The organism is Streptomyces panacea, assembly GCF_040560175.1.
Taxonomy (GTDB): Bacteria; Actinomycetota; Actinomycetes; order Streptomycetales; family Streptomycetaceae; genus Streptomyces; species Streptomyces panacea.
Window position 1 is genome coordinate 37042 of record NZ_JARJHW010000017.1, and the last position, 21490, is coordinate 58531.

Consider the following 21490-nt stretch of genomic DNA (forward strand, 5'->3'; position numbering starts at 1 on the left):
TAAATAGAGAGTTCATCGAATTGGACCCTCTGTCGTCACACTTCCCCCCTATCTTCATCACGAAGGACATGCAACAAGTGCGCATGGGGGGCATGCGTACAGGGTGAAACCGGGGGGACCGGCGGCCAGGGGGGCCTTGCCGCGGTTCACCCTTGGCCGAGGGGGGCCATGTGGTCACGTCCATATTCATCGCTGCCGTCTCACTGGCGCTGTTCTGGATGGCAGCGTTCACGTTGTGGTGGCAGATGCACGCCTGGCGGACGCCGGAGACGCTGGCGGCGACACGATTCGACCGGCCCGACGGGGGGCCGGCACGCTCGTTCTCGCTGCTCCTGCCCGCCCGTCACGAACAGGCCGTTCTCGAGCACACGATCGAGCGGCTGCTGCGGTCCAGCCACACCCGCTTCGAGATCATCGTCATCGTCGGGCACGACGACCCCGAGACCGCGGAGGTCGCCGAACGGGCCGCCGCCCGCGACCCCGCCCGGGTCCGTGTCGTCGTCGACACCCACCTTTCGAAGAACAAGCCCAAGGCGCTGAACACGGCGCTGCCTTACTGCACCGGCGAGGTGGTCGGGGTCTTCGACGCCGAGGACCAGGTCCACCCCGAACTGCTCACCCATGTCGACCACGCCTTCCGCTCCACCGGCGCCGACGTCGTGCAGGGCGGCGTCCAGCTGATCAACTTCCACTCCAGCTGGTACAGCCTGCGCAACTGCCTGGAGTACTTCTTCTGGTTCCGCAGCCGGCTGCACCTGCACGCGCAGAAGGGCTTCATCCCGCTGGGCGGCAACACCGTCTTCGTACGGACCGACGTGCTGCGCGACGCGGGCGGCTGGGACCCGGACTGCCTCGCCGAGGACTGCGACCTGGGCGTACGGCTCTCCAGCATCGGCAAGAAGGTCGTCGTCGCCTACGACTCCGACATGGTCACCCGCGAGGAGACGCCCGGCTCGCTGGTGTCGCTGCTCAAGCAGCGCACCCGCTGGAACCAGGGCTTCCTCCAGGTCTACCGGAAGAACGACTGGCGCCGACTGGCCACGCGCGGCCAGCGGCTGCTCGCCCGCTACACGCTGATGACACCCTTCTTCCAGGCCATCACCGGCGTCGTCATCCCGCTCAACGTGGCCATCGCGCTCTTCCTCGACGTGCCCGTCGGGATCGCCTTCATCACCTTCCTGCCGGCCGTCACCGCGCTGGTCACCTTCGTGTTCGAGCTCGTCGGGCTCCACGACTTCGGCAGGCAGTACGGACTCAAGGTCCGTCTCACGCACTATCTCAAGCTCGTCGTCGGCGGCCCCTTCTACCAGGTGCTCCTCGCCGGCGCGGCCGTCCGTGCCGTGTGGCGCGAGCAGCGTGGCCGCCGTGACTGGGAGCTGACCAGTCATGTCGGCGCGCATCTCACCCGAGAGGACATCCACGCGTGACCTCGACCCTCCCCGTGGAGGCGACGGAACCGGCCACCGGCCGAACCACCGAAATCGCCCCCGCGAAGCTCAGTCCTGCCCCGAGGCCGGTCGCCGACGATGTGCGACGGCGCCTCGACAAGCGGCAGTTGCTGATACGACCCGTCGTCCGCTTCCGCACCTCGCGCGCCGATCTGCTCCTCTGCGCGGCCCTGCTCCTGGTGATCATGGCCGTCCAGGGCTGGAACATCCAGCACTACCCGACCCTCAGCGACGACGAGGGCACCTATCTCGCCCAGGCGTGGGCCGTCCAGCAGGGTGACGGACTCGCCCACTACACCTACTGGTACGACCACCCGCCGCTCGGCTGGATCCAGATAGCCGCGCTCACCTGGCTGCCCTCGCTGATCGCGCCCGAATCGATGACCGTCGGCGCGATGCGCTTCGCGATGCTGCTGGTCAGCGCCGCGAGCGCCGTACTGCTCTACGTGCTCGCCCGGCGCCTGTGGCTGCCGCGCTGGGCCGCCGGACTCGCGATGGGGCTGTTCGGGCTCTCCCCGCTCTCGGTCGTGCTGCAACGGGAGATCTTCCTCGACAACATCGCCGTGATGTGGATGCTCCTCGCCTTCTGCCTCGCGGCGTCGCCCAACCGGCACCTGTGGCACCACTTCGCCGCCGGACTCGCCGCCGCCGTCGGCGTGCTGACGAAAGAGACGATGCTCATCGTCCTGCCGGCCGTGCTGGTCACGATGTGGCGCAACGGGCACCCCGACACCCGCAAGTTCGCGGTCACCGGAGCCATCACCGCCTGCGCGGTCATCGGCCTCTCGTATCCTCTCTTCGCCCTGCTCAAGGGCGAGTTGCTGCCCGGTGACGGACATGTGTCGCTGTGGGACGGCGTCACGTACCAGATGAGCAGGCCCGGCTCCGGCTTCATACTCGACACCGGCTCCGGCTCGCACGGCGTCTTCCAGTCGTGGCTCTACTACGACAAGGTCCTGCTGTTCGGCGGCATGGCCGGCGCGCTCTGGCTGCTCCTCACCATCCGCTGGTCCGTCACCGCGCGGGCGCTCGCCGGACCCGCGCTGGCCGTCGCGATACTCACCGCCATGGCGCTGCGCCCCTCCGGCTACCTCCCGGCGATGTACGTCATCCAGGGACTGCCGTTCCTGGCCCTGATGCTGGCGGGCGGCGCGGCGAGCGTCGCGCACGCGCTGCTGCGCAGAGGACGCCGGCCGGACGAACGACGGGGGCCGACCGCCGTACGGTGGACGGCCGTCGTCGTGCTGGTGGCGGCCTCCGTCGCGTACGTCGCGCCCCGCTGGTACGACGGCAACCGCACCGCGCTGACCGCCGACGCCAACGCCCCCTACCGGGCGGCCGTTTCATGGATGGCGACCGAGGTGCCCGACCCGGCCGGCGCCAGGGTCCTCGTGGACGACGCGATGTGGCTGGACCTGGTGCACGCCGGATATCAGCCGGGGCTCGGCGCCATCTGGTTCTACAAGGTCGACCTCGACCCCGCCGTGACGAAGACGCTGCCCGGCGGCTGGCGCGACATCGACTACGTCGTGGCGTCGCCGACCGTCCGGCGCGACGCCGCTGACCTGCCAAGAGTGCGCGACGCGCTCAACCATTCCAAGGCCGTTGCCGTCTTCGGGAGCGGTGAGGACCGGATCGAGATCCGGCGGATCGTGAACGCCGTGGGAGGCGAACGATGAGCATTCTTCCTGTCCCTCCCCGAGGGACCGGCGAACTCGGCGACCCGGACCTGGAGTCGACCGCGGTCGCCGAGCCCGGCGCCGTCACCGTCATCATCCCGACCTTCAACGAGGCAGCGAACGTACGGGAGTTGCTGCGGCAGCTGACGGAGTCCGTACCGTCCAGGCTGCCGTGCGAGGTCCTGTTCGTGGACGACTCGACGGACGGCACCCCGGAGGCCATCGCCGAGGCCGCGCAGGACTGCCCGTTCCCCGTCGCCGTCATCCACCGGGACGAACCGGTCGGCGGCCTCGGTGGCGCGGTCGTCGAGGGGCTGCGCGCCGCCGGGTCCGAATGGATCGTCGTCATGGACGCCGATCTCCAGCATCCGCCCTCCCTGGTACCGGAGTTGGTCGCCGCCGGTGAGCGCTCGACCGCCGATCTCGTGGTCGCCAGCCGGTATGTCGACGGTGGCAGCAGGGCCGGACTCGCGGGCGGCTACCGCATCGCCGTCTCCCGCGCGGCCACCTGGCTGACCAAGGGCCTGTTCCCGCGCAGGCTGCGCGGCATCAGCGACCCGATGAGCGGCTTCTTCGCCATCCGGCGCAGCGCGGTCACGGCGGACGCGCTGCGCCCGCTGGGCTACAAGATCCTGCTGGAACTGGCCGTACGGTGCCGGCCGCAGCAGGTCGCGGAGGTGCCGTTCGTCTTCCGCGACCGCTTCGCGGGCGAGTCCAAGTCGACCGCCAGGGAAGGGATGCGGTTCCTGCGGCATCTCGTCGAGCTGCGTACGGCGTCGCCGCCGGCCCGGATGGTGGCCTTCGGGCTGATCGGGCTGACGGGCTTCGTACCGAATCTGCTGGCGCTGTACGGGCTGACGGGCGCCGGGATGCACTACCTCCCGGCCGAGATCGTCGCCAACCAGTTCGGGGTGGCGTGGAACTTCGTCCTCATCGAGCTGCTGCTGTTCCGCAGCAGGCGGGCCCACCGGCACTGGGCGGACCGGGTGGGGCGCTTCGCGGTCCTCGCCAACGCCGATCTGCTGCTGCGGATACCGCTGATCGCGCTGTTCGTCGCCGAGTTCGGGATGGAGGTCATGCCCGCGACGGTGCTGGCGATGCTCGGGACGTTCGTACTGCGGTTCGCGGGGACCGAGACGCTGGTGTATCTGCCGAAGGGGAGGTGGGGGCGGGCACGTGGCGCAGCGGACCGTACGGCTCACGCGACGCACCCGGCGCACCCGGCCGACCCGGCGCGGAGCGAGAGGACCGGCCGGTGACCCCTTTCCGCAGACCACCGGCCCGGCGCAGCCGCCGTACCGCGCTGCTCGCCGTCACGGCGCTGACCGCCGGGCTGCTGCTCAGCGTCGGCGTCCAGCAGCCCGCCACCGCGGGCCCCAACCTCGTCAAGAACCCCGGCTTCGAAACCCCCGGCGCCGGGGGCGGCGCCGCGATGCCGGACTGCTGGTCGCAGTCCGGCTGGGGCGACAACGACTTCACCTTCGCCACCGTCGCCGATGCGCACAGCGGCACCAAGGCGCTCAGGGTCGAGCTGACCCGGCGGGTCGACGGCGACCGCAAGGCGCTGGTCACCGAGTCGGCGGCGTGCGCCCCCGCCGTACAGCCGGCGAAGCAGTACGACCTCTCCCTCTGGTACAAGTCGACGACCCCGGACACGGCGATCACGCTGTTCCGGCACGACACGACGGTCGGCTGGCAGTACTGGACCGACCTCAAGACCCTTGATCTGAGCGCCGGTTACCAGCGCGCGGAGGTCCGTACCCCCGTCGTACCGCCCGGCACCGACCGGATCAGCTGGGGCGTCTCCGTCTTCGGCACCGGCAGCGCCACGACGGACGACTACGGCATGGAGGAGGTCACCGTTCCCGCCCCCGACCCGGAGTGCACGGGTACGGCCGCCGACTGCGCCGACGGCCGCTGGGAGGTGCTGGAGACGGAGAACCCGGTGCGTTCCATGCACTCGGTGGTCCTCAACAACGGCAAGGTGCTGCTGATCGCCGGGTCCGGCAACGACCCGGAGCGGTTCGAGGCGGGCACCTTCACCTCGGCGGTGTACGACCCCGAGGACGGGACGTACGAGACGATCCCCACGCCCGACGACATGTTCTGCTCGGGGCACGTCCAACTCTCCGACGGCCGCGTGCTGGTGATGAGCGGCAACAAGGGCTATCCGTCGGCGGACGGCACCGTCGGCTACCAGGGCTACAAGGACTCGTACCTCTTCGACCCGGCCACCGAGACGTACAGCAGGATTAATGACATGAACGACGGCCACTGGTACCCGTCCGCCACGATCATGGGCAACGGCGATGTGCTGTCCTTCGGCGGGCTGCGCGAGGACTCGTCCGGCTCGGTGACCGCCGAGCGGTGGTCGGCCGCCGAGGAGGAGTGGCTGCCGCTCGGAGAGGTCAACCAGACCTGGTCGTACTGGGGCCTGTACCCGGCGATGGTGCTGATGCAGGACGGCCGCCTCTTCTACACGGGCAGCCACAGCTTCGGCAACGGCACGCCCGGCACCGGCGCCTCGGTCTACGACTACGACGCCAACACCGTCACGGACGTGCCCGGTCTGCGGAACAAGGACGAGCGCGACCAGTCGGCGAGCGTGCTGCTGCCCCCGGCCCAGGACCAGAAGGTGCTGACCATCGGCGGCGGGAACATCAACTCCAACCCCGAGGCCAACCGGCTCACCGACATCATCGACCTCAAGGAGCCGGACCCGCGGTACCGGGCGGGGCCGCCGCTGCCGCAGGGCACCGTGGACCTGGGCGCCCCCGGCGGGCCGCAGCCGCAGACCGGCGCGCAGGGCAAGATGTACGGCGCCGCGGTGCTGCTGCCGGACGGCAAGGTGCTGGAGACGGGCGGCGCGCTGCACAACCGGGCCGATCCGGTCTTCTCGACCTCGGTCTTCGACCCGGTGACGGAGACGTACGACAAGGTGGCCACCGACCCGGAGGCGCGCGGCTACCACTCGTCGGCGTTCCTGCTCCCCGACGGCCGGGTGATGACGACGGGCGACAACCCGGGCAACGGCTCCTGGAACCACCAGGTGTCGCTCTACACACCGTCGTATCTCTTCAAGGGGCCGCGGCCGGAGATCACTTCGCTGATCGACCCGGAGTGGAACTACGGCGACACGCAGCGGATCACCGTCGACCGGCCCATCGCCAAGGCCGAGTTGATCCGGCCTGCGGCGGTGACGCACTCGTCGGACCCCAACCAGCGTTTCGTGGACCTGCCGTTGACGGTCGACGGGAACAACGTCGACCTGAATGTGACGAGCAATCCCAATCTCGCGCCGCCGGGCTGGTACATGCTCTTCGCGGTCGACGCGAACGGGGTTCCGTCGGTGGCCGAGTGGGTGAAGCTGGGCGGCCCGGCGGCACTGGCGGACAGGTCGGCCGGCGCGCACAACGGCCACGGCGCCCATGTGCAGGACTTCGCGGGCGAGTTGGGCAAGCCGGCCAAGAAGCCCGCGAAGAAGCGGAGTTCGGCGCCGGTGAGCCCGCAGATCTCGGGCTGCGACCGGCACTACGGGTCGGGAGGCGTCTGCGTGCCGACGGTCTTCCCGGAGACGGTGAAGGCGACGAAGAAGAAGACGGTGACGCGGGCGCGCTGCGACTGGCTCGCCGCCAACGGCTACGGGCCGCTGAAGGTCAACGGAAAGGACGATCCGCTGAGGCTTGACCCGGACGGGAACGGGCGGGCGTGCGCGAGCTGAGGGCTGTCCCGTGACCGGAGGGGTTTGACCGGGTCCGTCGGGTGGCCTGTCCGTCCGGTGGCCGGTTGGCCCATCACGTCCGAGCCGGTGCCGGTGCCGGTGTCTTCCTCGGTGATGCCGATCGCGACCATCGGGATGTCGCGTACGACGATCGACCCCCACCAGAAGTGGTCGCGCGGCCGGCCGCCGACGATCGGCCCGAGCGGCAGCCCGGCCGCGCCCGCCGTGGCGACGGCGGTACGGCGCGGGCGAGCGGCATGACGAGCGCGGCCCCGACACCCGTCAACGCCCCTGCGCCGACGACCAGTTGAACGCTGTCGGCGAGGGCGCCCGGCACCGAACCGGTCAGGAGGACGATGAGGCCGGCGTGGGCACTCGGCCGGCCTCCGGCGTCAGGAGTGCTTGTACGCCACCAGCGAGATCCCGACGTAGTGCACGACGAACGCGGCGAGCGTGAGCGAGTGGAAGACCTCGTGGAAACCGAACCACCGCGGTGACGGGTTGGGGCGCTTGAGCCCGTAGATCACGCCGCCCGCGCTGTAGAGCAGCCCGCCGACGACGATCAGGACGAGGACGACGATCCCGCCCGTACGCATGAAGTCGGGCAGGAAGAAGACGGCCGCCCAGCCCATGGCGATGTAGCAGGGGGTGTAGAGCCAGCGCGGGGCGCCGACCCAGAAGACCCGGAAAGCGATGCCCGCCACCGCGGCGCCCCAGACCGCCCAGAGCAGCGTCCGGCCGGTCGAGTCGGGGAGCAGCAGCATGGTCAGCGGGGTGTACGTGCCCGCGATGATCAGAAAGATGTTGGCGTGGTCGAGCCGGCGCAGTACGGCTTCGCCCCGCGGGCCCCAATTGCCGCGGTGGTAGACGCCGCTGACGCCGAAGAGCAGACAGGCCGTGACGGCGAAGATCGCACAGGCCACCCGCGCCTTGGTGGAGTCGGCCATGACGATCAGCACGATTCCCGCGATCACGACGGCCGGGAACATCCCCATGTGCAACCAGCCGCGCATCATCGGCTTGGCAGGGGTCGGCAGGTGGATCTCGGTCGGTCCCCCTTCGGGTTGTCGAGGGTTCGCGAGCGAGTCGGACGCGGGAGAAGTCATGCGCTCATGCTACCTACGGGACCGTAGGTAGCGGATAGGTATGGCTGCTTACGCGGCCCGCGCACCGGCAGGAGACGGGTGGGAGTGGTGATGCTCACGTGGGCGGCCCTCTGGACAGATGGGCGCGAGGGTCGGATGATCAAATGAGTGCGGTCGGCACCGGATGAGCGGTAACGAAGCGTCCGGGTCGCAGCCCCCACGGGGCATACACCTATAAACCCTCATCAAGGAGTAACCGTGGCGCGCGACGCAGAGCTTTCCAGCGGAGATCCCCTCAATCCCGAAGCTCCCACCGCCCCGACCGGTCACCAGGAGTTGGTGACCTGGGTCGACGAGATCGCGGCCCTGACCCAGCCGGACCGGGTGGTCTGGTGCGACGGCTCGGAGGCTGAGTACGAGCGCCTGTGCGGGGAGCTCGTGGCGAAGGGCACGTTCACGAAGCTCGACCCGATCAAGCGCCCGAACTCGTACTACGCGGCCTCCGACCCCACCGACGTGGCGCGTGTCGAGGACCGCACGTTCATCTGCTCCGAGAAGGAGGAGGACGCGGGCCCCACGAACAAGTGGAAGGCTCCGGCGGAGATGCGCGACATCTTCACCGGTGAGCAGGGCGCCTTCCGCGGCTCGATGCGCGGCCGGACGATGTACGTCGTCCCGTTCTGCATGGGCCCGGTCGGCTCACCGCTCTCCGCGATCGGCGTCGAGATCACCGACTCCGCGTACGTCGCCGTCTCCATGCGCACCATGACCCGCATGGGACAGCCCGTCCTCGACGAACTCGGCGACGACGGCTTCTTCGTCAAGGCCGTCCACACCCTGGGCGCGCCCCTTGAGGCGGGGCAGGCCGACGTGCCGTGGCCGTGCAACTCCACCAAGTACATCTCGCACTTCCCCGAGGACCGCGAGATCTGGTCGTACGGCTCCGGATACGGCGGCAACGCGCTGCTGGGCAAGAAGTGTTACGCGCTGCGCATCGCCTCCGTCATGGCGCGCGACGAGGGCTGGCTCGCCGAGCACATGCTGATCCTCAAGCTCACACCGCCGCGCGGCGAGTCCAAGTACGTCGCCGCGGCCTTCCCTTCGGCCTGCGGCAAGACCAACCTCGCGATGCTGGAGCCCACCATCTCCGGGTGGACCGTCGAGACGATCGGCGACGACATCGCGTGGATGCGGTTCGGCGAGGACGGCAGGCTGTACGCGATCAACCCGGAGGCGGGCTTCTTCGGCGTCGCGCCCGGCACCGGTGAGCACACCAACGCCAATGCCATGAAGACGATGTGGGGCAACTCCGTCTTCACGAACGTCGCGCTCACCGACGACGGTGACGTGTGGTGGGAGGGCATGACCGAGGAGCCGCCCGCGCACCTCACGGACTGGAAGGGCGACGACTGGACCCCGGAGTCCACGACCCCGGCCGCCCACCCCAACGCCCGCTTCACCGTGCCCGCAGGCCAGTGCCCGATCATCGCGCCCGAGTGGGAGGACCCCAAGGGCGTCCCGATCTCGGCGATCCTCTTCGGCGGGCGGCGCGCCTCCGCCGTACCTCTGGTGACGGAGTCGTTCAACTGGCAGCACGGCGTCTTCCTCGGCGCGAACGTCGCCTCCGAGAAGACCGCCGCCGCCGAGGGCAAGGTGGGCGAGCTGCGCCGCGACCCGTTCGCGATGCTGCCGTTCTGCGGCTACAACATGGGCGACTACATGGCCCACTGGGTCAAGATCGGCGCCACGGCGACGGCGAAGGGCGACGAGTCCAAGCTGCCGAAGATCTACTACGTGAACTGGTTCCGCAAGAACGAGGCCGGCAAGTTCGTCTGGCCCGGCTTCGGTGAGAACGGCCGCGTACTGAAGTGGATCGTGGAGCGCCTGGAGGGCAAGGGCGAGGGCGTCGACTCCCCGATCGGCGTCCTCCCGGCGAAGGGCGCCCTGGACACGGCCGGCCTCGACCTCTCGGACGCGGACCTGGACTTCCTGCTCACGGTCGACAAGGAGGTCTGGCGCGAGGAGGCCTCCCTGGTCCCGGCCCACCTGAACACCTTCGGCACGCACACGCCGCCGGAACTGTGGGACGAGTACAACGCGTTGGTGAACCGCCTCGCCTGACGGCTGCCCCTGACCACCCTCCGAGAACGGCCCCCGGAGCCCATCCCTCACGGCTCCGGGGGCCTCTCGGCGGTCGGGGTCCTACTTGATGCGGACGACCTGCGGGTCGTGGTCGCTCGCCTGGTCGGCGAACTCCGCGTTGATGTGCACCACGTCGTACTCCGGCTTCTTGACACCGGGGCTGACCAGGATGTGGTCCAGGGTCTGCGAGTTGCCGTCGTAGACGTAGCTGTAGCGCTCGTTCTTCGGCAGCTTGTCCATCAGGTCGGTCAGGATTCCGCCACGGGTGAGCGTGGTGATCGGCTTGGAGAACTGGAAGTCGTTCAGGTCGCCGAGGACGACGACCTTGGCCTTCTTGTCCTTGGCGAGCAGACCGGCGACGAAGTCGTGGACCTCCTGCGCCTGGGTCAGCCGCTGCGTCTCGGAGCCGAGCGTCGGCGGCTGGAAGACGCCGTGCGTGGGCTGGTCGCCGCCCTTGGAGTTGAAGTGGTTGCCGATCACGAAGACCTGCTCGCCGCGGAAGGTGAACTCGCCGACCAGCGGCTTGCGACTGCTCTTCCAGGCGTCCGAGGCGGGGTTGATCCGGCCCGGGGACACGGACAGCGTGATGTCCTTGCCGTGCTTGCCGGTGGTGACGACCTTGGTGGCGGTGGCGGCGTCGCCACCGGGCCGGTCCACGAAGCCGACGCGCTTGGTGTTGAAGAGCAGGACGTTACGGATGTTGCCGCCCGGCTCACCGCCGTCGGTCTTGTCCGCCGGGTCGACGGAGCGCCAGTCGTACGCCGGGCCGCCGGCCGCCTGGATCGCGGCGACGAACCGCGCGAGGGTCTGGTCCGCGGCGACCGTGCCGTCGTCCTTGGCACCGTTGTTGTCCTGGATCTCCTCCAGGCTCACGATGTCCGGCGTGGCGAGGTTCTTGACGACGCCCTCGGCCAGCCGGTCGAACTTGGCCTGCGGGTCGGTCGGGTCGAGGTTCTCGACGTTGTACGTGGCGACCGACAGCTCGTCGGACTTGCCCTTCTTCGCCACCTCGGGCTTGAGGCCGCCCGATTTGACGGTGCCCAGGGTGGTCGCCTGGAGGCTGTACCCACCGAAGTTGCCGTAGTCCAGCGGGCCGGTGGTCGTACCGGCGAGGGTGTCGCCCACATTGGCCGTGACTTTGTCGCCGGTCAGCGAACCGAGCAGCAGACGGCCCGAGTTCAGCTGGTCGTACGAGGGGTAGACGGTGCCGCCGCGCGGGGTCGGATTCTGCTTGGGCTTGGTGGTGACCCACGTCTCGCCGTACGCGTTGGAGGCACCCACCACGCGGCTGTCGCCGATCTGGAGGAGCATGCCCTCACGGGACTCGAACCAGTCCAGCGCGTAGCTGGAGGGCTTCAGCGCGAGCGGCTCGATGCTGAGCCCCTTCGCGTCCGGCGCGTAGCTCTCGGGCACCGACGTGGCGTCGATCGTCTCCGCCTGCGGCAGCGGGTTGCCGGCGGAGAGGACGACGGTCGTCGGGGCGGTCAGCTCGGTGAGCGACTGCGAGCCGGAACTCTGGCCGCCCGGGTAGTACTCGGTGACCTTGGCACTGACCAGGACCGAGTCGCCGACCTTCACCTGCGGGGCGGCCGAACCGGTGAAGACGAACACGCCCTCGCTGGTGGCCGGGTCGCCGTCCGGCTCGGTGTCCTGGATCCAGAAGCCGCGCGAGCCGCTCACGCGGACCGCGGTGACCACACCCGGCACGTTGGTGACGGACTTTCCGGCCTGCGGGGAGATCCGGGTGGTGCCCTGGATGTCGTGGATCCGCAGCTCACCGGGGGTGGTGTCGGTGGGCGAGGGGGTGGGGGTCGGCTCGCCGCCGCCGTCACCCGCGCCCGCGCTGTTGCGCGGCGAGGGCGTCGCGCCGCTGAAGTCGGCGGAGTTGTTGTCCGTGTCGGTCAGCGCCGCGTCACGGGCCACCGAGTGGGTGTTGTCGGTGCCGGTCGCGGGCGTGTTCTCCCGGACGGTGGCGGTGCCGAAGCCGACCAGGTCCTTGATGTTCGTGTCGGCCGCGCAGTCGGCGGCGGTCACACACGTCAGCGGAGTGGTCGAGCGGACGAGCGCGACGGTGCCGCTGCTCGCCGACATGGGAATGGTGCCGGCCGCGTCGGGGGCGGGCAGCGGGGTGTCGCCGCCGGCGCCCTTGGCCTCCTCGACGAGATAGCTGCCACCCGCGGGGATGGCGCCCCTGATCTCGGTGACCTGCCACTTGGACGTGGGGCCGGGTGAGCCGCTCAGGTACTGGACGGACCAGCCGGTGAGGTCGAAGGGACCGTCGCCGGCGTTGCCCAGCTCGATGAAGTCGTTGGTGAGAGTGGCACCGGAGTTTCCGCCTCCGCCGAACACCTCGGAGATGACGGCGTCGGGTGACGGCGTCGCCTGCGCGGTGAACGGCAGCGCGATGAGCGATGCGGCCAGGCCGACGGGGAGTGCCACGGCGATCGCCTTGGCACGCCGGCCACGCAGGGCCGGGGGTATGGATGGGGACACGGTGAGCTCTTTCTTGCGGCTGCGACGGGGAGGTACACGTGCCAGTCGTATGACATGTGCACGAATTGTGAGGACCCTGGAAATCGGCTCAAGATACGCGCGTAGATAGAACGGCAACAAGAGGTCGCGGGCAGTAAACGCCAACTGTTTCCCGGCTGTTCGCCGGATTTAACTTGGTTGTCCGGTAAGGCGTCCCGGCGAAGGCCTCCCGGTTGAACGCCCGGGCGCGGCGGGCCGCGACCACCGCTGAACGGCCCGGTGCGGTGAGCACGTCCGTGGCGTTCAGGTCCGTGCCGGTGCCCATCGTCGGTGTGGGGCTCGTCACGAGCGGCAGTGAGGACAGCCGGATGAGCTCCCACGCCGAGGGGATGCGCGACCTGGGCAAGCTCCCCGACACCCGGGGTACGTGAGGTCGGCTGAACCCTTGTTCCGGGCGGAATATTGATAAGGGCTTCGAATCCGGCATAACCTCACGGCATGCGGAGCGAGGCGAGCGATGTCGACGGCTACCTGACCGAGGTTCCTCAGGGGCGCGGGGCCGCGCTGGCCCGGATGCGGCAGCTGTGCCGGGAGGAGCTGGTGGGCTTCGACGAGGTCATGGCGTACGGGATGCCCGCCTACGAGCGGAACGGCGCCTGCGAGATCGCGTTCGCCTCTCAGAAGCAGTACGTCTCCTTCTACCTCATGCGCAGTGACGTCCGCGAGGCGTTCGAGGAACGGCTCGCCGGCCAGGACATGGGCAAGGGCTGCCTGCGGTTCCGCAAGCCGGAGACCATCGACTTCGACCTGCTGCGCGACCTGCTCAGGGCCACGGCGACCCACCCCGGCAAGATCTGCTGACACCGGCGGGCCGGCACCGCGGAATCGACCCCGCGACGCTCTCCGACCGGAGTGGGACGTGTCCACCGGTTCGCAGGCCCGAGCGACGCCCGACCGGCGACGTCACGCGGACCGTCAGTGGGCGGTGGCGAGTGGCTGGTCGGGCTGCGGCTCCGGGGCCCGGAGCGCCGCCGTGTGGGCGTCCATTCGTTGTGCCGCGAGGATCGCCGCCGCCGTGTCCGCCCGTGACGCCGCGACGACCAGCGCCCGGCCCGCCAGGGCGAGCGCGCGGCGGTGCAGGGCCGCGGGGGAGTCGGCGGACGCGGGGGTGCGCGGCGGCGGGGTGCCGCGCAGGCGGGTCACCTGCTGGGCGATCAGGGTGGCCGCGCGGTCGAGCCCGAGGTCGTCGGTGACGGCCAGCAGCGCCGCGAGATGCCCGGCGAGCTGGATGTCCAGCTCCTCCTCGCGGCTGAGGTGCGGGAAGTCGCTGTCCGTGGCGGCGTCGGTCGTCGAGTGGACCGACTTGGTGCGGATCGGCTCGTACATGAGGGTGGTCTCCCGGCGTCGTCAGGAGACCACCCTACATTGGAATCAGTCTAAAGTTGAGTCGAGTCGAGCTTTCGGTTCTACGGCTGCGAGTAGCCGTCCAGGAAGTTCCCGATCCGCGTCACCGCGTCCGCCAGTTCCGGCGCCGCCGGGAGCGTCACGATGCGGAAGTGGTCCGGCTCCGGCCAGTTGAAGCCCGTCCCGTGCACGACCATGATCTTCTCGCGTGCCAGCAGGTCGAGGACCATCTGCCGGTCGTCCTTGATCTTGTAGACCTTCGGATCGAGACGCGGGAAGAGATACAGCGCGCCCTTGGGCTTCACGCACGTGACACCGGGGATCTGCGTCAGCAGGTCGTACGCCGTGTTCCGCTGCTCCAGGATGCGCCCGCCCGGCAGGACCAGGTCCTGGATCGACTGCCGGCCGCCCAGCGCCGTCGCCACCGCGTGCTGCGAGGGCATGTTGGCGCACAGCCGCATGTTGGCCAGGATCGTCAGGCCCTCGATGTACGAGGACGCGTGCGTCTTGGGGCCGCAGACCGCCAGCCAGCCGGAGCGGAAGCCCGCAACGCGGTAGTTCTTCGACAGGCCGTTGAAGGTGAGGGTCAGCAGATCGGGGGCGATGGCGGCGGTCGGGGTGTGGGTCGCGCCGTCGTACAGGATGCGGTCGTAGATCTCGTCGGAGCAGACGATCAGGCCGTTCCTGCGGGCGATCTCCGTGAGGCCGCGCAGCATCTCGTCGCTGTAGACCGCGCCGGTCGGGTTGTTCGGGTTGATGATCACGATCGCCTTGGTGCGGTCGGTGATCTTGCGCTCGACGTCGGCCAGGTCCGGCATCCACTCCGCCTGCTCGTCGCAGCGGTAGTGCACGGCGGTGCCGCCGGCCAGCGAGACGGACGCGGTCCAGAGCGGATAGTCCGGCGCCGGTACGAGGACCTCGTCGCCGTCGTCGAGCAGCGCCTGCATCGACATCTGGATCAGCTCGGACACGCCGTTGCCGAGGTAGATGTCCTCGACGTCGAGTTCGATGTTCTTGGTCTGGTAGTGCTGCATCACCGCGCGCCGCGCGGACAGCAGACCCTTCGCGTCGCCGTAACCGTGCGCGTCGCCGAGGTTGCGGAGGACGTCCTCCAGGATCTCGGGCGGACACTCGAAGCCGAAGGCCGCCGGATTCCCGGTGTTGAGCTTGAGGATGCGGTGGCCTGCTGCCTCCAGCCGCATCGCCTCGTCGAGGACGGGACCCCGGATCTCGTAACAGACATTGGCGAGCTTGGTTGACTGGATGACCTGCATGACGGCGAGCTTACGACCGGGTTTCGCGAGGCGCCTGGTGTTTTTGACCACGTCGGTCCGGAGTGTGAGACGGGCCCGCCGGGGAGACGCCCGGCGGGCCCCGCATTTTGTTGAGGCAGTGTTCACCCGGGAGGTCCGGGCAGTTCACCCGGGCAGCGGGGGGTCGCACAACGCTGGGCGCTCATGAAGAAGCGCAGCTCACTCCTCGCCCTGGCCACCGTCACGGTCATGGCCGCCACCACCGCACTGCTGCCGTCGGCGCAGGCCACCGGCCCGCACACGAAGCCCGGCCACGGCGACAGCCACGGCGGCAAGCTCGACCTCACGCTCCTCGGCCGCTACGAGAGCGGCAAGTACGACGAGGGCGGCGCGGAGATCACCGCGTACGACGCCCGGACCCGCCGGGTCTTCACGATCAACGCGCAGGCCGGCACCGTCGACATCCTCGACATCCGGAACCCCGCCGAGCCCCGCAAGACCGGCGAGCTGGCCACGCCCGGCGCCAACAGCGTCAGCGTCCACGACGGCCTGGTCGCCGTCGCCCAGCAGGGCGAGGCCAAGACCGACCGGGGCACGGTCGCGTTCTTCCGCGCCTCCGACGGCCGCAAGCTGAAAGAGGTACGCGTCGGCGCCCTGCCCGACATGGTGACGTTCACCCCGAAGGGTGACCGCGTCGTCGTCGCGAACGAGGGCGAGCCCGACTCGTACTGCCCGCCCGGCGGCACCGAGCCCGCCGGCACCGACCCCGTCGGCTCGATCAGCGTCATCGACCTGGACCGGGGCCGCGACGGCGACCTGAACCGCGCCACCGCGCGCACCGCCGGCTTCGAGAAGTGGGACCGCAAGAAGAAGGAGCTGACCCGGGACGGCGTACTGATCTACGGCCCGAACGCCTCCGTCAGCCAGGACATCGAGCCCGAGTACGTGGCGGTGTCCGAGGACGGCCGCACCGCTTGGGTCACGCTCCAGGAGAACAACGCCCTCGCGCTCGTCGATCTGCGCCGCGCCGAGGTCGAGAAGATCGTCCCGCTCGGGAAGAAGGACCACTCCAAGCCGGGCAACGGCCTCGACGCCTCCGACAAGGACGGCGGCGTCAACATCCGCACCTGGCCGGTCAAGGGCCTCTACAAGCCCGACGGGATCCACGCGTTCACCGCGCGCGGCGGCGAGTACACCGTCAGCGCCAATGAGGGCGACGCCCGCGACTGGGACTGCTTCTCCGAGGAGGTGCGGGTCAAGGACGTCGAGCTGAACCCGAAGGCGTTCCCGGACGCCGCCGCCCTCCAGAAGGACGACGCGCTCGGCCGCCTCAACATCACCACCGCCTCGCCCACGGACAGCCAGGGCCGGGTCACCGAGCTGAACTCACTGGGCGGTCGCTCGATCTCCGTACGCGACGAGCGCGGCCAACTCGTCTGGGACTCCGGGGACGACCTGGAGCGGCTGACGGCCAAGGCGTTTCCGGAGAACTTCAACACCGACCACGCCGAGAACGCCCCCGACAGCCGCAGCGACAACAAGGGCCCGGAGCCGGAGGGCATCACCACCGGATCGGTGCGCGGTACGACGTACGCCTTCGTCGGTCTGGAGCGGATCGGCGGCATCGCCGCGTACGACCTGAGCGACCCGCGCGCTCCGAAGGCCGCCGGATACGTCAACTCCCGTGATTTCACGGGCGACCCGGAGGCCGGTACGGCCGGGGACCTGGGCCCGGAGGGCGTGCTGTTCGTCCCGGCGAAGGACAGCCCGACGGGTCAGGCGCTGCTGGTGGTCGGCAACGAGGTGAGCGGTACGACGGCGATCTACCGGATCGGCACCAAGTAGATCCACCGGATCGCTGCCGCGTAGTTGGTCCGGATCGCTGCCGCGTGAGTGATCACCCGGCGACAGCGCGCAGCGCGCCCGGCCTGCGGCCCGCGAGCGCGTCGAGCGCCGCGGCCGTGGCGCCGTCGGCCGGCAGGTGCACGACGAGGCGGAAACCCTGCCCGTCGGGCAGCTCCAGCGTCTCGTCCGCCAGCCGCAGCTCGCCCGCACCGGGGTGCGTCAGCCGATGCACCCCGGTGTGTTCGGGGGCGCGCAGGGGCTGCTCCCAGCGCTCGGTGAACTCGGGGCCCGCCACCAGGGTCAGCTCCTCGACGAGCGAGACCAGATGCGGGTCGTCGGGCAGGGAGTCGGTTCTGACGCGGGCGATCTGTTCGTCGGCGGCGCGCTCCCACTGCGGGAACGCGGCGCGGGCCCGGGGGTCGGCGAACAGGAACCGCGGCAGGCTCGGCACGGGCGCGTCGAGCAGGCCGACGGGCCCGAAGAGGCGTTCGTAACCGCCGGTGCGGGCGACCACCTCGCCCAGCCGGTTCAGCAACACGGCCGGTGCGGGGTCCAGTTGGTCGAGCAGGGCGCGCAGCGTGGGCCGCACTTCCCGGTCCGGCGGACGGGTGGAGCCGAGGCAGAGCTTGATCGAGCCGTTCGTCACCTTGAAGGCGTGCATCAGCTCGCCGCGTGCCTCGACGGACAGCCGCAGCGCGTCGGCGAGAGCCGCCAGGATCTGCGGGGAGGGGTGCCGGTCCCGGCCCTGCTCCAGCCGGGCGAGGTATTCGACGCTGATCCCGGCGAGCATGGCCAGCTCCGACCTGCGCAGTCCGGGTGTACGGCGGCGGCTGCCTGCCGGGAGCCCCACGTCGGCGGGGGTGACGCTCTCACGTCGCGTCCGGAGGAACCGGCCAAGCTCGCTGTCGCTCACACCAGGCAATGTACGCCCGCGCGCGGAGCGGATCGTAGCCCTCGCGGTACCAGCCTGGGCCCGGCCTTCCTCCGGGCGGCCGGTGCGCACAGGGTGGGGGTGACCGGACCCGTCCGGTCACCCCCCCTGGTACGTCTTCCGAGAGGCCCCCGTGTTCATCGCCTATGCCGTCGTCGGCATCCTGCTCGCCGCCGCTCTCAGCGTCTCGGCGTTCGCCATGGCCAGTCGCCACGAGACCATCGTCGCCTCGATGACGAAGCTCGGTCTGCCGGACTCCTGGCTGCCGCGTCTCGCCTCGCTCAAGGCGGCGGGCGCGCTCGGGCTGCTCGTCGGACTGTGGGTGCCGTTCCTCGGAGCGGCTGCGGCGGTCGGCGTCGCCCTCTACTTCGCCGGCGCCGTGATCTACCACGTCAAGGCGAAGGACTACGCGGTCGCCCCGGCCGTGGTCTTCATCGTGCTGGCCGCCGCCGCGCTGGTCCTGCGGATCGCCACCGCCTGAGAGCCTGTCCCGCCGGGGCCCCGCCGGGGCCGCACGTCCCCGCCGTACCGAGGTGTCCCGGCGGAGCCTCACGCCCCGCGCCGTACCGACCGCCCCGCCAGCACGTCCGTGCGCCGCCCGTCCTCGATGACGAAGCGGCCGTCGATCAGCACGTGCGGGATCCCCACCGGCAGGGTGCGCGGCGACGCGAAGGTCGAGCCCGCCGCCACCGTCTCCGGGTCGAGGAGCACCAGGTCCGCGCGGTAGCCCTCGCGGATCAGGCCGCGGTCCGCGAGGCGGAGGCGCGCCGCCGGGCGGGAGGTCAGATGGGCCACGCACTCCTCCAGCGACAGGACGCCCAACTCGCGTACGTACCGCCCCAGATACTGCGGGAACGTGCCGTACGCGCGCGGGTGCGGCTTCGCACCCTGGAGGATGCCGTCGCTGCCGCCCGTGTGTACGCGGTGGCGCATGATCTCCCGCACGTTCTCCTCGTGCCCGACGTGCTGGAGGATCGTCGAGCCGAGCCGGTCGTCGATCAGCAGCCTGCGGGCGGTCAGCCAGCCGCTCTCGCCGCGCAGCCGCGCGGTCTCGGCGATCGTCCGGCCGACATGCGCCGTGAGCGCCGGGTCGGAGACACCGGAGATCTCGATGGTGTCCCACTCGATGGGCACACCGTGGCAGCCGTCCGCGCCGATCTCCTCCATGTGGTGCCGGATCTTCTCCGCCGTCGACGCGTCCCGCAGCCGCTCCAGGATCGCGTCCTGGCCGCCCGCGCTCGCCCAGCTGGGCAGCATCGCCACGAGCGTCGTACAGCCCGGCGTGTAGGGATAGGTGTCGAGCGAGATGTCGGCCCCACCGTCCAGCGCCTTGTCCAACAGGGCGATCAGATCAGGTGCCTTGCCCTTGTTCACACCGAAGTTCATGGTGGCGTGGGCCAGATGGAGCGCGCAGCCGGCCGTACGGGTGAGGTCGACCATCTCCTCGTACGCGCGCAGGGCGCCCGCGCCGTAACTGCGGTGGTGCGGGCAGTAGTAGCCGTCGTAGCGGGCCACCACCCGGCACAGCTCGGTGAGTTCGGCGTCGTCCGCGTACATGCCCGGCGTGTACGTCAGCCCGGACGACATCCCGACGGCGCCCTGCTCCAGGGACTCCGCGACCAGCTGCCGCATCCGGTCCAGCTCGGCGGCGGTCGCCGGACGGTCGTCCTGGCCGACCGCGTACATCCGGACCGTGCCCTGCGGCACGAGATAGGCCGCGTTGACGGCGATGCCCCGGCCGTCGAAGCCGTGGTCGAGCCGGTCCAGGTACTCGCCCACCGTCCGCCAGTCGAAGTCGACCGACGTGTCGCCGGGCGCGCCGCCGTTCCAGCCGGTGATGGCCCTGCGGACCTCGGCGAGCGTGGCGTCGTCGACGGGGGCGTACGACAGCCCGTCCTGGCCGATCACCTCCAGGGTCACGCCCTGCGCGGCCTTCGCCGAGTGGTCGGGGTCGCGCAGCAGCGCGAGGTCGCTGTGCGCGTGCATGTCGATGAAGCCGGGGGCGAGGACGAGACCCGCGGCGTCCAGGACGCGGGCGGCGGAGAGCGGCGCGCCCGCGCCGGACCCGTGCCGCCGGATCTCGGCGATTCGGCCGTCGGTGACACCGACGTCCGCCCGGTAGGAGTCCTGCCCCGTGCCGTCGACGACACGTACGTCCCGTATGACGAGATCCATGACCCAGCAGCTCCCGAGCTCCTAGAAGAACGTACGGACGAAGTCGGTGACCGTGCCGTCGGCGTCGGCCACCGGGATCAGCTGCCACTTGTCGAACGACGTGCACGGATGCGACAGACCGAAGCCCACCCAGTCGCCGACCTCGATCACCGCGTCGGGCGACGTGTGCAGCTTGCCGTGCTGGTCGGACAGGCCGGTGACCGTGATGCCGCGCGCCGGACGGATCTCACCGGTGCGCGCGTCACGCACCACCTGCGCCTCCGGCAGGTCGAGGTCGTACGCCGCGTCCCGCTTGCCCGCGTTGACGAACGCCTGCTCGGGCGACGGGCGCGAGATGACCTGCGCCCAGAGCCGGAAGGCCGGCTGGAGCGCGCCCTCGGCCGGGATCCGGTTGAAGGGGGTCAGCCGCTTGTAGTGGCCGTCGTCGTGGGAGACGTACGCCCCGGAGCGCAGCAGCTTCAGTACGGGGCGGGACAGCACCGGGATGTCGGCGAAGACGTCCGCGACCGCGTCGAACCACGCGCTGCCGCCCGCGCTCACCACCACCTCGTCCACCGTCCCGGAGAACCGGCCCGCCGCGTCGAAGTCGGCGGCCAGCGCGGTCAGCCGGCGCAGCCAGGTACGGACGGTGTCGTTGTCGGCGTGCGGCACCTCGCCCTCGTAACCGGCGACGCCGACCAGCCGCAGCGTGTCGGTGGCGGCCACGGCGTCGGCGACCACCGCGCACTCCGCCTCCTTGCGGACACCGGTCCGCGCGCCCTCGCCCGCGCCCAGCTCCACGACGACGTCCACGGGGCGCGAACCGCCCGCCGCGCGCAGCGCCTCGTCCATCAGCTCGACGCCGCGCACGGAGTCGACGTAACAGATGAAGCGGAAGCCGGGGTCGCCGTCCAGCTCGGCGGAGAGCCAGCGCAGCGCGACCGCGTCGACGACCTCGTTGGCGAGGAAGATCCGCTGGATGCCGAACGCCCGGTAGACACGCACCTGGTGGGGGAGTGCCGCGGTGATCCCCCAGGCGCCGTGGTCGAGTTGGCGCGCAAAGAGCTGGGGGGACATGGACGTCTTGCCGTGCGGGGCGAACGCGAGGCCGTGGCGCTCGGAGTACGTCTCCAGGAGCGCGAGGTTGTGGGTGAGGGACTCGGCGGAGAGGGCGAGCACCGGGGTGGTGAAACCGCCGGTGAACAGGGAGCGGTGCTCGGCGGCCAGCTCGGCGACGGTGAGTCCGTCGGCGTCGGGGGGCAGCCCCTTGAAACGGTGGTCGAGACGCTCGTCCCTCAGGTGATCTTCGCCGAGCCGTCCGCCGACCGTCATGGGGCTTCCTCCATCTGTCGCGCA

General features: G+C 70.3%; 17 protein-coding genes. 10 read left to right on the forward strand and 7 right to left on the reverse strand.

Annotated features, from left to right (window positions below; all coding sequences use genetic code 11):
• Positions 1-170 precede the first annotated feature (170 nt).
• From P3L51_RS06850 to P3L51_RS06870, 5 genes are all read left to right on the forward strand, one after another.
• Positions 171-1427, forward strand: a complete 1257-nt coding sequence (locus P3L51_RS06850) for a glycosyltransferase (RefSeq protein WP_354604160.1) — start codon at positions 171-173, stop codon at positions 1425-1427.
• A complete protein-coding gene (locus P3L51_RS06855; protein WP_435594392.1) occupies positions 1424-3127 on the forward strand; it encodes an ArnT family glycosyltransferase in 1704 nt (567 codons plus the stop codon). Before P3L51_RS06850 ends, P3L51_RS06855 begins: the two co-directional genes overlap by 4 nt.
• Positions 3124-4386, forward strand: a complete 1263-nt coding sequence (locus P3L51_RS06860; protein WP_354604161.1) for a glycosyltransferase — start codon at positions 3124-3126, stop codon at positions 4384-4386. Before P3L51_RS06855 ends, P3L51_RS06860 begins: the two co-directional genes overlap by 4 nt.
• 62 nt (positions 4387-4448) lie before the next feature.
• Positions 4449-6848: a galactose oxidase early set domain-containing protein gene (locus P3L51_RS06865; protein WP_354604183.1), complete on the forward strand. Its 2400-nt coding sequence runs from the start codon at positions 4449-4451 to the stop codon at positions 6846-6848.
• 114 nt (positions 6849-6962) lie between these two features.
• Complete coding sequence (locus P3L51_RS06870) at positions 6963-7109, forward strand: hypothetical protein (protein ID WP_354604162.1); 147 nt, start codon at positions 6963-6965, stop codon at positions 7107-7109.
• A 131-nt stretch (positions 7110-7240) separates the two neighbouring features.
• Here the strand turns inward: P3L51_RS06870 and trhA are convergent, their stop codons facing one another.
• Complete coding sequence (gene trhA, locus P3L51_RS06875; protein WP_354604184.1) at positions 7241-7864, reverse strand: PAQR family membrane homeostasis protein TrhA; 624 nt, start codon at positions 7862-7864, stop codon at positions 7241-7243.
• A 327-nt stretch (positions 7865-8191) separates the two neighbouring features.
• On the opposite strand from trhA, the gene P3L51_RS06880 reads away from it, so the two are divergent.
• Positions 8192-10054: a phosphoenolpyruvate carboxykinase (GTP) gene (locus tag P3L51_RS06880; RefSeq protein WP_354604163.1), complete on the forward strand. Its 1863-nt coding sequence runs from the start codon at positions 8192-8194 to the stop codon at positions 10052-10054.
• Between the two features lie 81 nt (positions 10055-10135).
• Here P3L51_RS06880 and P3L51_RS06885 read toward each other — a convergent pair whose 3' ends face one another.
• A complete protein-coding gene (locus tag P3L51_RS06885) occupies positions 10136-12544 on the reverse strand; it encodes a DUF8508 domain-containing protein (protein WP_435594395.1) in 2409 nt (802 codons plus the stop codon).
• Between the two features lie 299 nt (positions 12545-12843).
• On the opposite strand from P3L51_RS06885, the gene P3L51_RS06890 reads away from it, so the two are divergent.
• Positions 12844-12978: a hypothetical protein gene (locus P3L51_RS06890; protein WP_354604164.1), complete on the forward strand. Its 135-nt coding sequence runs from the start codon at positions 12844-12846 to the stop codon at positions 12976-12978.
• Between the two features lie 67 nt (positions 12979-13045).
• Positions 13046-13408, forward strand: a complete 363-nt coding sequence (locus tag P3L51_RS06895; RefSeq protein ID WP_354604165.1) for an iron chaperone — start codon at positions 13046-13048, stop codon at positions 13406-13408.
• A 114-nt stretch (positions 13409-13522) separates the two neighbouring features.
• Here P3L51_RS06895 and P3L51_RS06900 read toward each other — a convergent pair whose 3' ends face one another.
• Together P3L51_RS06900 and P3L51_RS06905 are read right to left on the reverse strand one after the other, a co-directional pair.
• Positions 13523-13933 (reverse strand): SCO4983 family protein, encoded by a 411-nt coding sequence (locus tag P3L51_RS06900; RefSeq protein ID WP_354604166.1) that lies wholly within the window; start codon positions 13931-13933, stop codon positions 13523-13525.
• 80 nt (positions 13934-14013) lie between these two features.
• On the reverse strand, positions 14014-15225 hold the full coding sequence (locus P3L51_RS06905; protein WP_354604167.1) for a pyridoxal phosphate-dependent aminotransferase: 1212 nt from the start codon (positions 15223-15225) through the stop codon (positions 14014-14016).
• A 183-nt stretch (positions 15226-15408) separates the two neighbouring features.
• Here P3L51_RS06905 and P3L51_RS06910 point away from each other — a divergent pair, with 183 nt between their 5' ends.
• On the forward strand, positions 15409-17049 hold the full coding sequence (locus P3L51_RS06910; RefSeq protein WP_354604168.1) for a choice-of-anchor I family protein: 1641 nt from the start codon (positions 15409-15411) through the stop codon (positions 17047-17049).
• Between the two features lie 52 nt (positions 17050-17101).
• On the opposite strand, the gene P3L51_RS06915 is transcribed toward P3L51_RS06910, so the two are convergent.
• Positions 17102-17962, reverse strand: coding sequence for a helix-turn-helix domain-containing protein (locus P3L51_RS06915; RefSeq protein WP_354604169.1), 861 nt, complete (start codon positions 17960-17962; stop codon positions 17102-17104).
• A 151-nt stretch (positions 17963-18113) separates the two neighbouring features.
• Between P3L51_RS06915 and P3L51_RS06920 the strand changes: the two genes are divergently transcribed.
• Positions 18114-18461 carry a DoxX family protein gene (locus P3L51_RS06920; protein ID WP_354604170.1) on the forward strand — a complete coding sequence of 116 codons (348 nt, stop codon included), beginning with the start codon at positions 18114-18116 and terminating at the stop codon, positions 18459-18461.
• 68 nt (positions 18462-18529) lie between these two features.
• Here the strand turns inward: P3L51_RS06920 and P3L51_RS06925 are convergent, their stop codons facing one another.
• Positions 18530-20155: an N-acyl-D-amino-acid deacylase family protein gene (locus tag P3L51_RS06925; protein WP_354604171.1), complete on the reverse strand. Its 1626-nt coding sequence runs from the start codon at positions 20153-20155 to the stop codon at positions 18530-18532.
• Positions 20156-20176: 21 nt separating this feature from the next.
• A complete protein-coding gene (locus tag P3L51_RS06930) occupies positions 20177-21466 on the reverse strand; it encodes an amino acid deaminase (RefSeq protein WP_354604172.1) in 1290 nt (429 codons plus the stop codon).
• Positions 21467-21490: the final 24 nt, after the last annotated feature.

Coding starts and splice junctions, on each gene's coding strand:
- P3L51_RS06860 (WP_354604161.1), top strand. CDS start 3,124: ATGAGCATTCTTCCTGTCCCTCCCCGAGGGACCGGCGAACTCGGCGAC.
- P3L51_RS06870 (WP_354604162.1), top strand. CDS start 6,963: ATGCCGATCGCGACCATCGGGATGTCGCGTACGACGATCGACCCCCAC.
- trhA (WP_354604184.1), bottom strand. CDS start 7,864: ATGATGCGCGGCTGGTTGCACATGGGGATGTTCCCGGCCGTCGTGATC.
- P3L51_RS06895 (WP_354604165.1), top strand. CDS start 13,046: ATGCGGAGCGAGGCGAGCGATGTCGACGGCTACCTGACCGAGGTTCCT.
- P3L51_RS06900 (WP_354604166.1), bottom strand. CDS start 13,933: ATGTACGAGCCGATCCGCACCAAGTCGGTCCACTCGACGACCGACGCC.
- P3L51_RS06905 (WP_354604167.1), bottom strand. CDS start 15,225: ATGCAGGTCATCCAGTCAACCAAGCTCGCCAATGTCTGTTACGAGATC.
- P3L51_RS06910 (WP_354604168.1), top strand. CDS start 15,409: ATGAAGAAGCGCAGCTCACTCCTCGCCCTGGCCACCGTCACGGTCATG.
- P3L51_RS06925 (WP_354604171.1), bottom strand. CDS start 20,155: ATGGATCTCGTCATACGGGACGTACGTGTCGTCGACGGCACGGGGCAG.
- P3L51_RS06930 (WP_354604172.1), bottom strand. CDS start 21,466: ATGACGGTCGGCGGACGGCTCGGCGAAGATCACCTGAGGGACGAGCGT.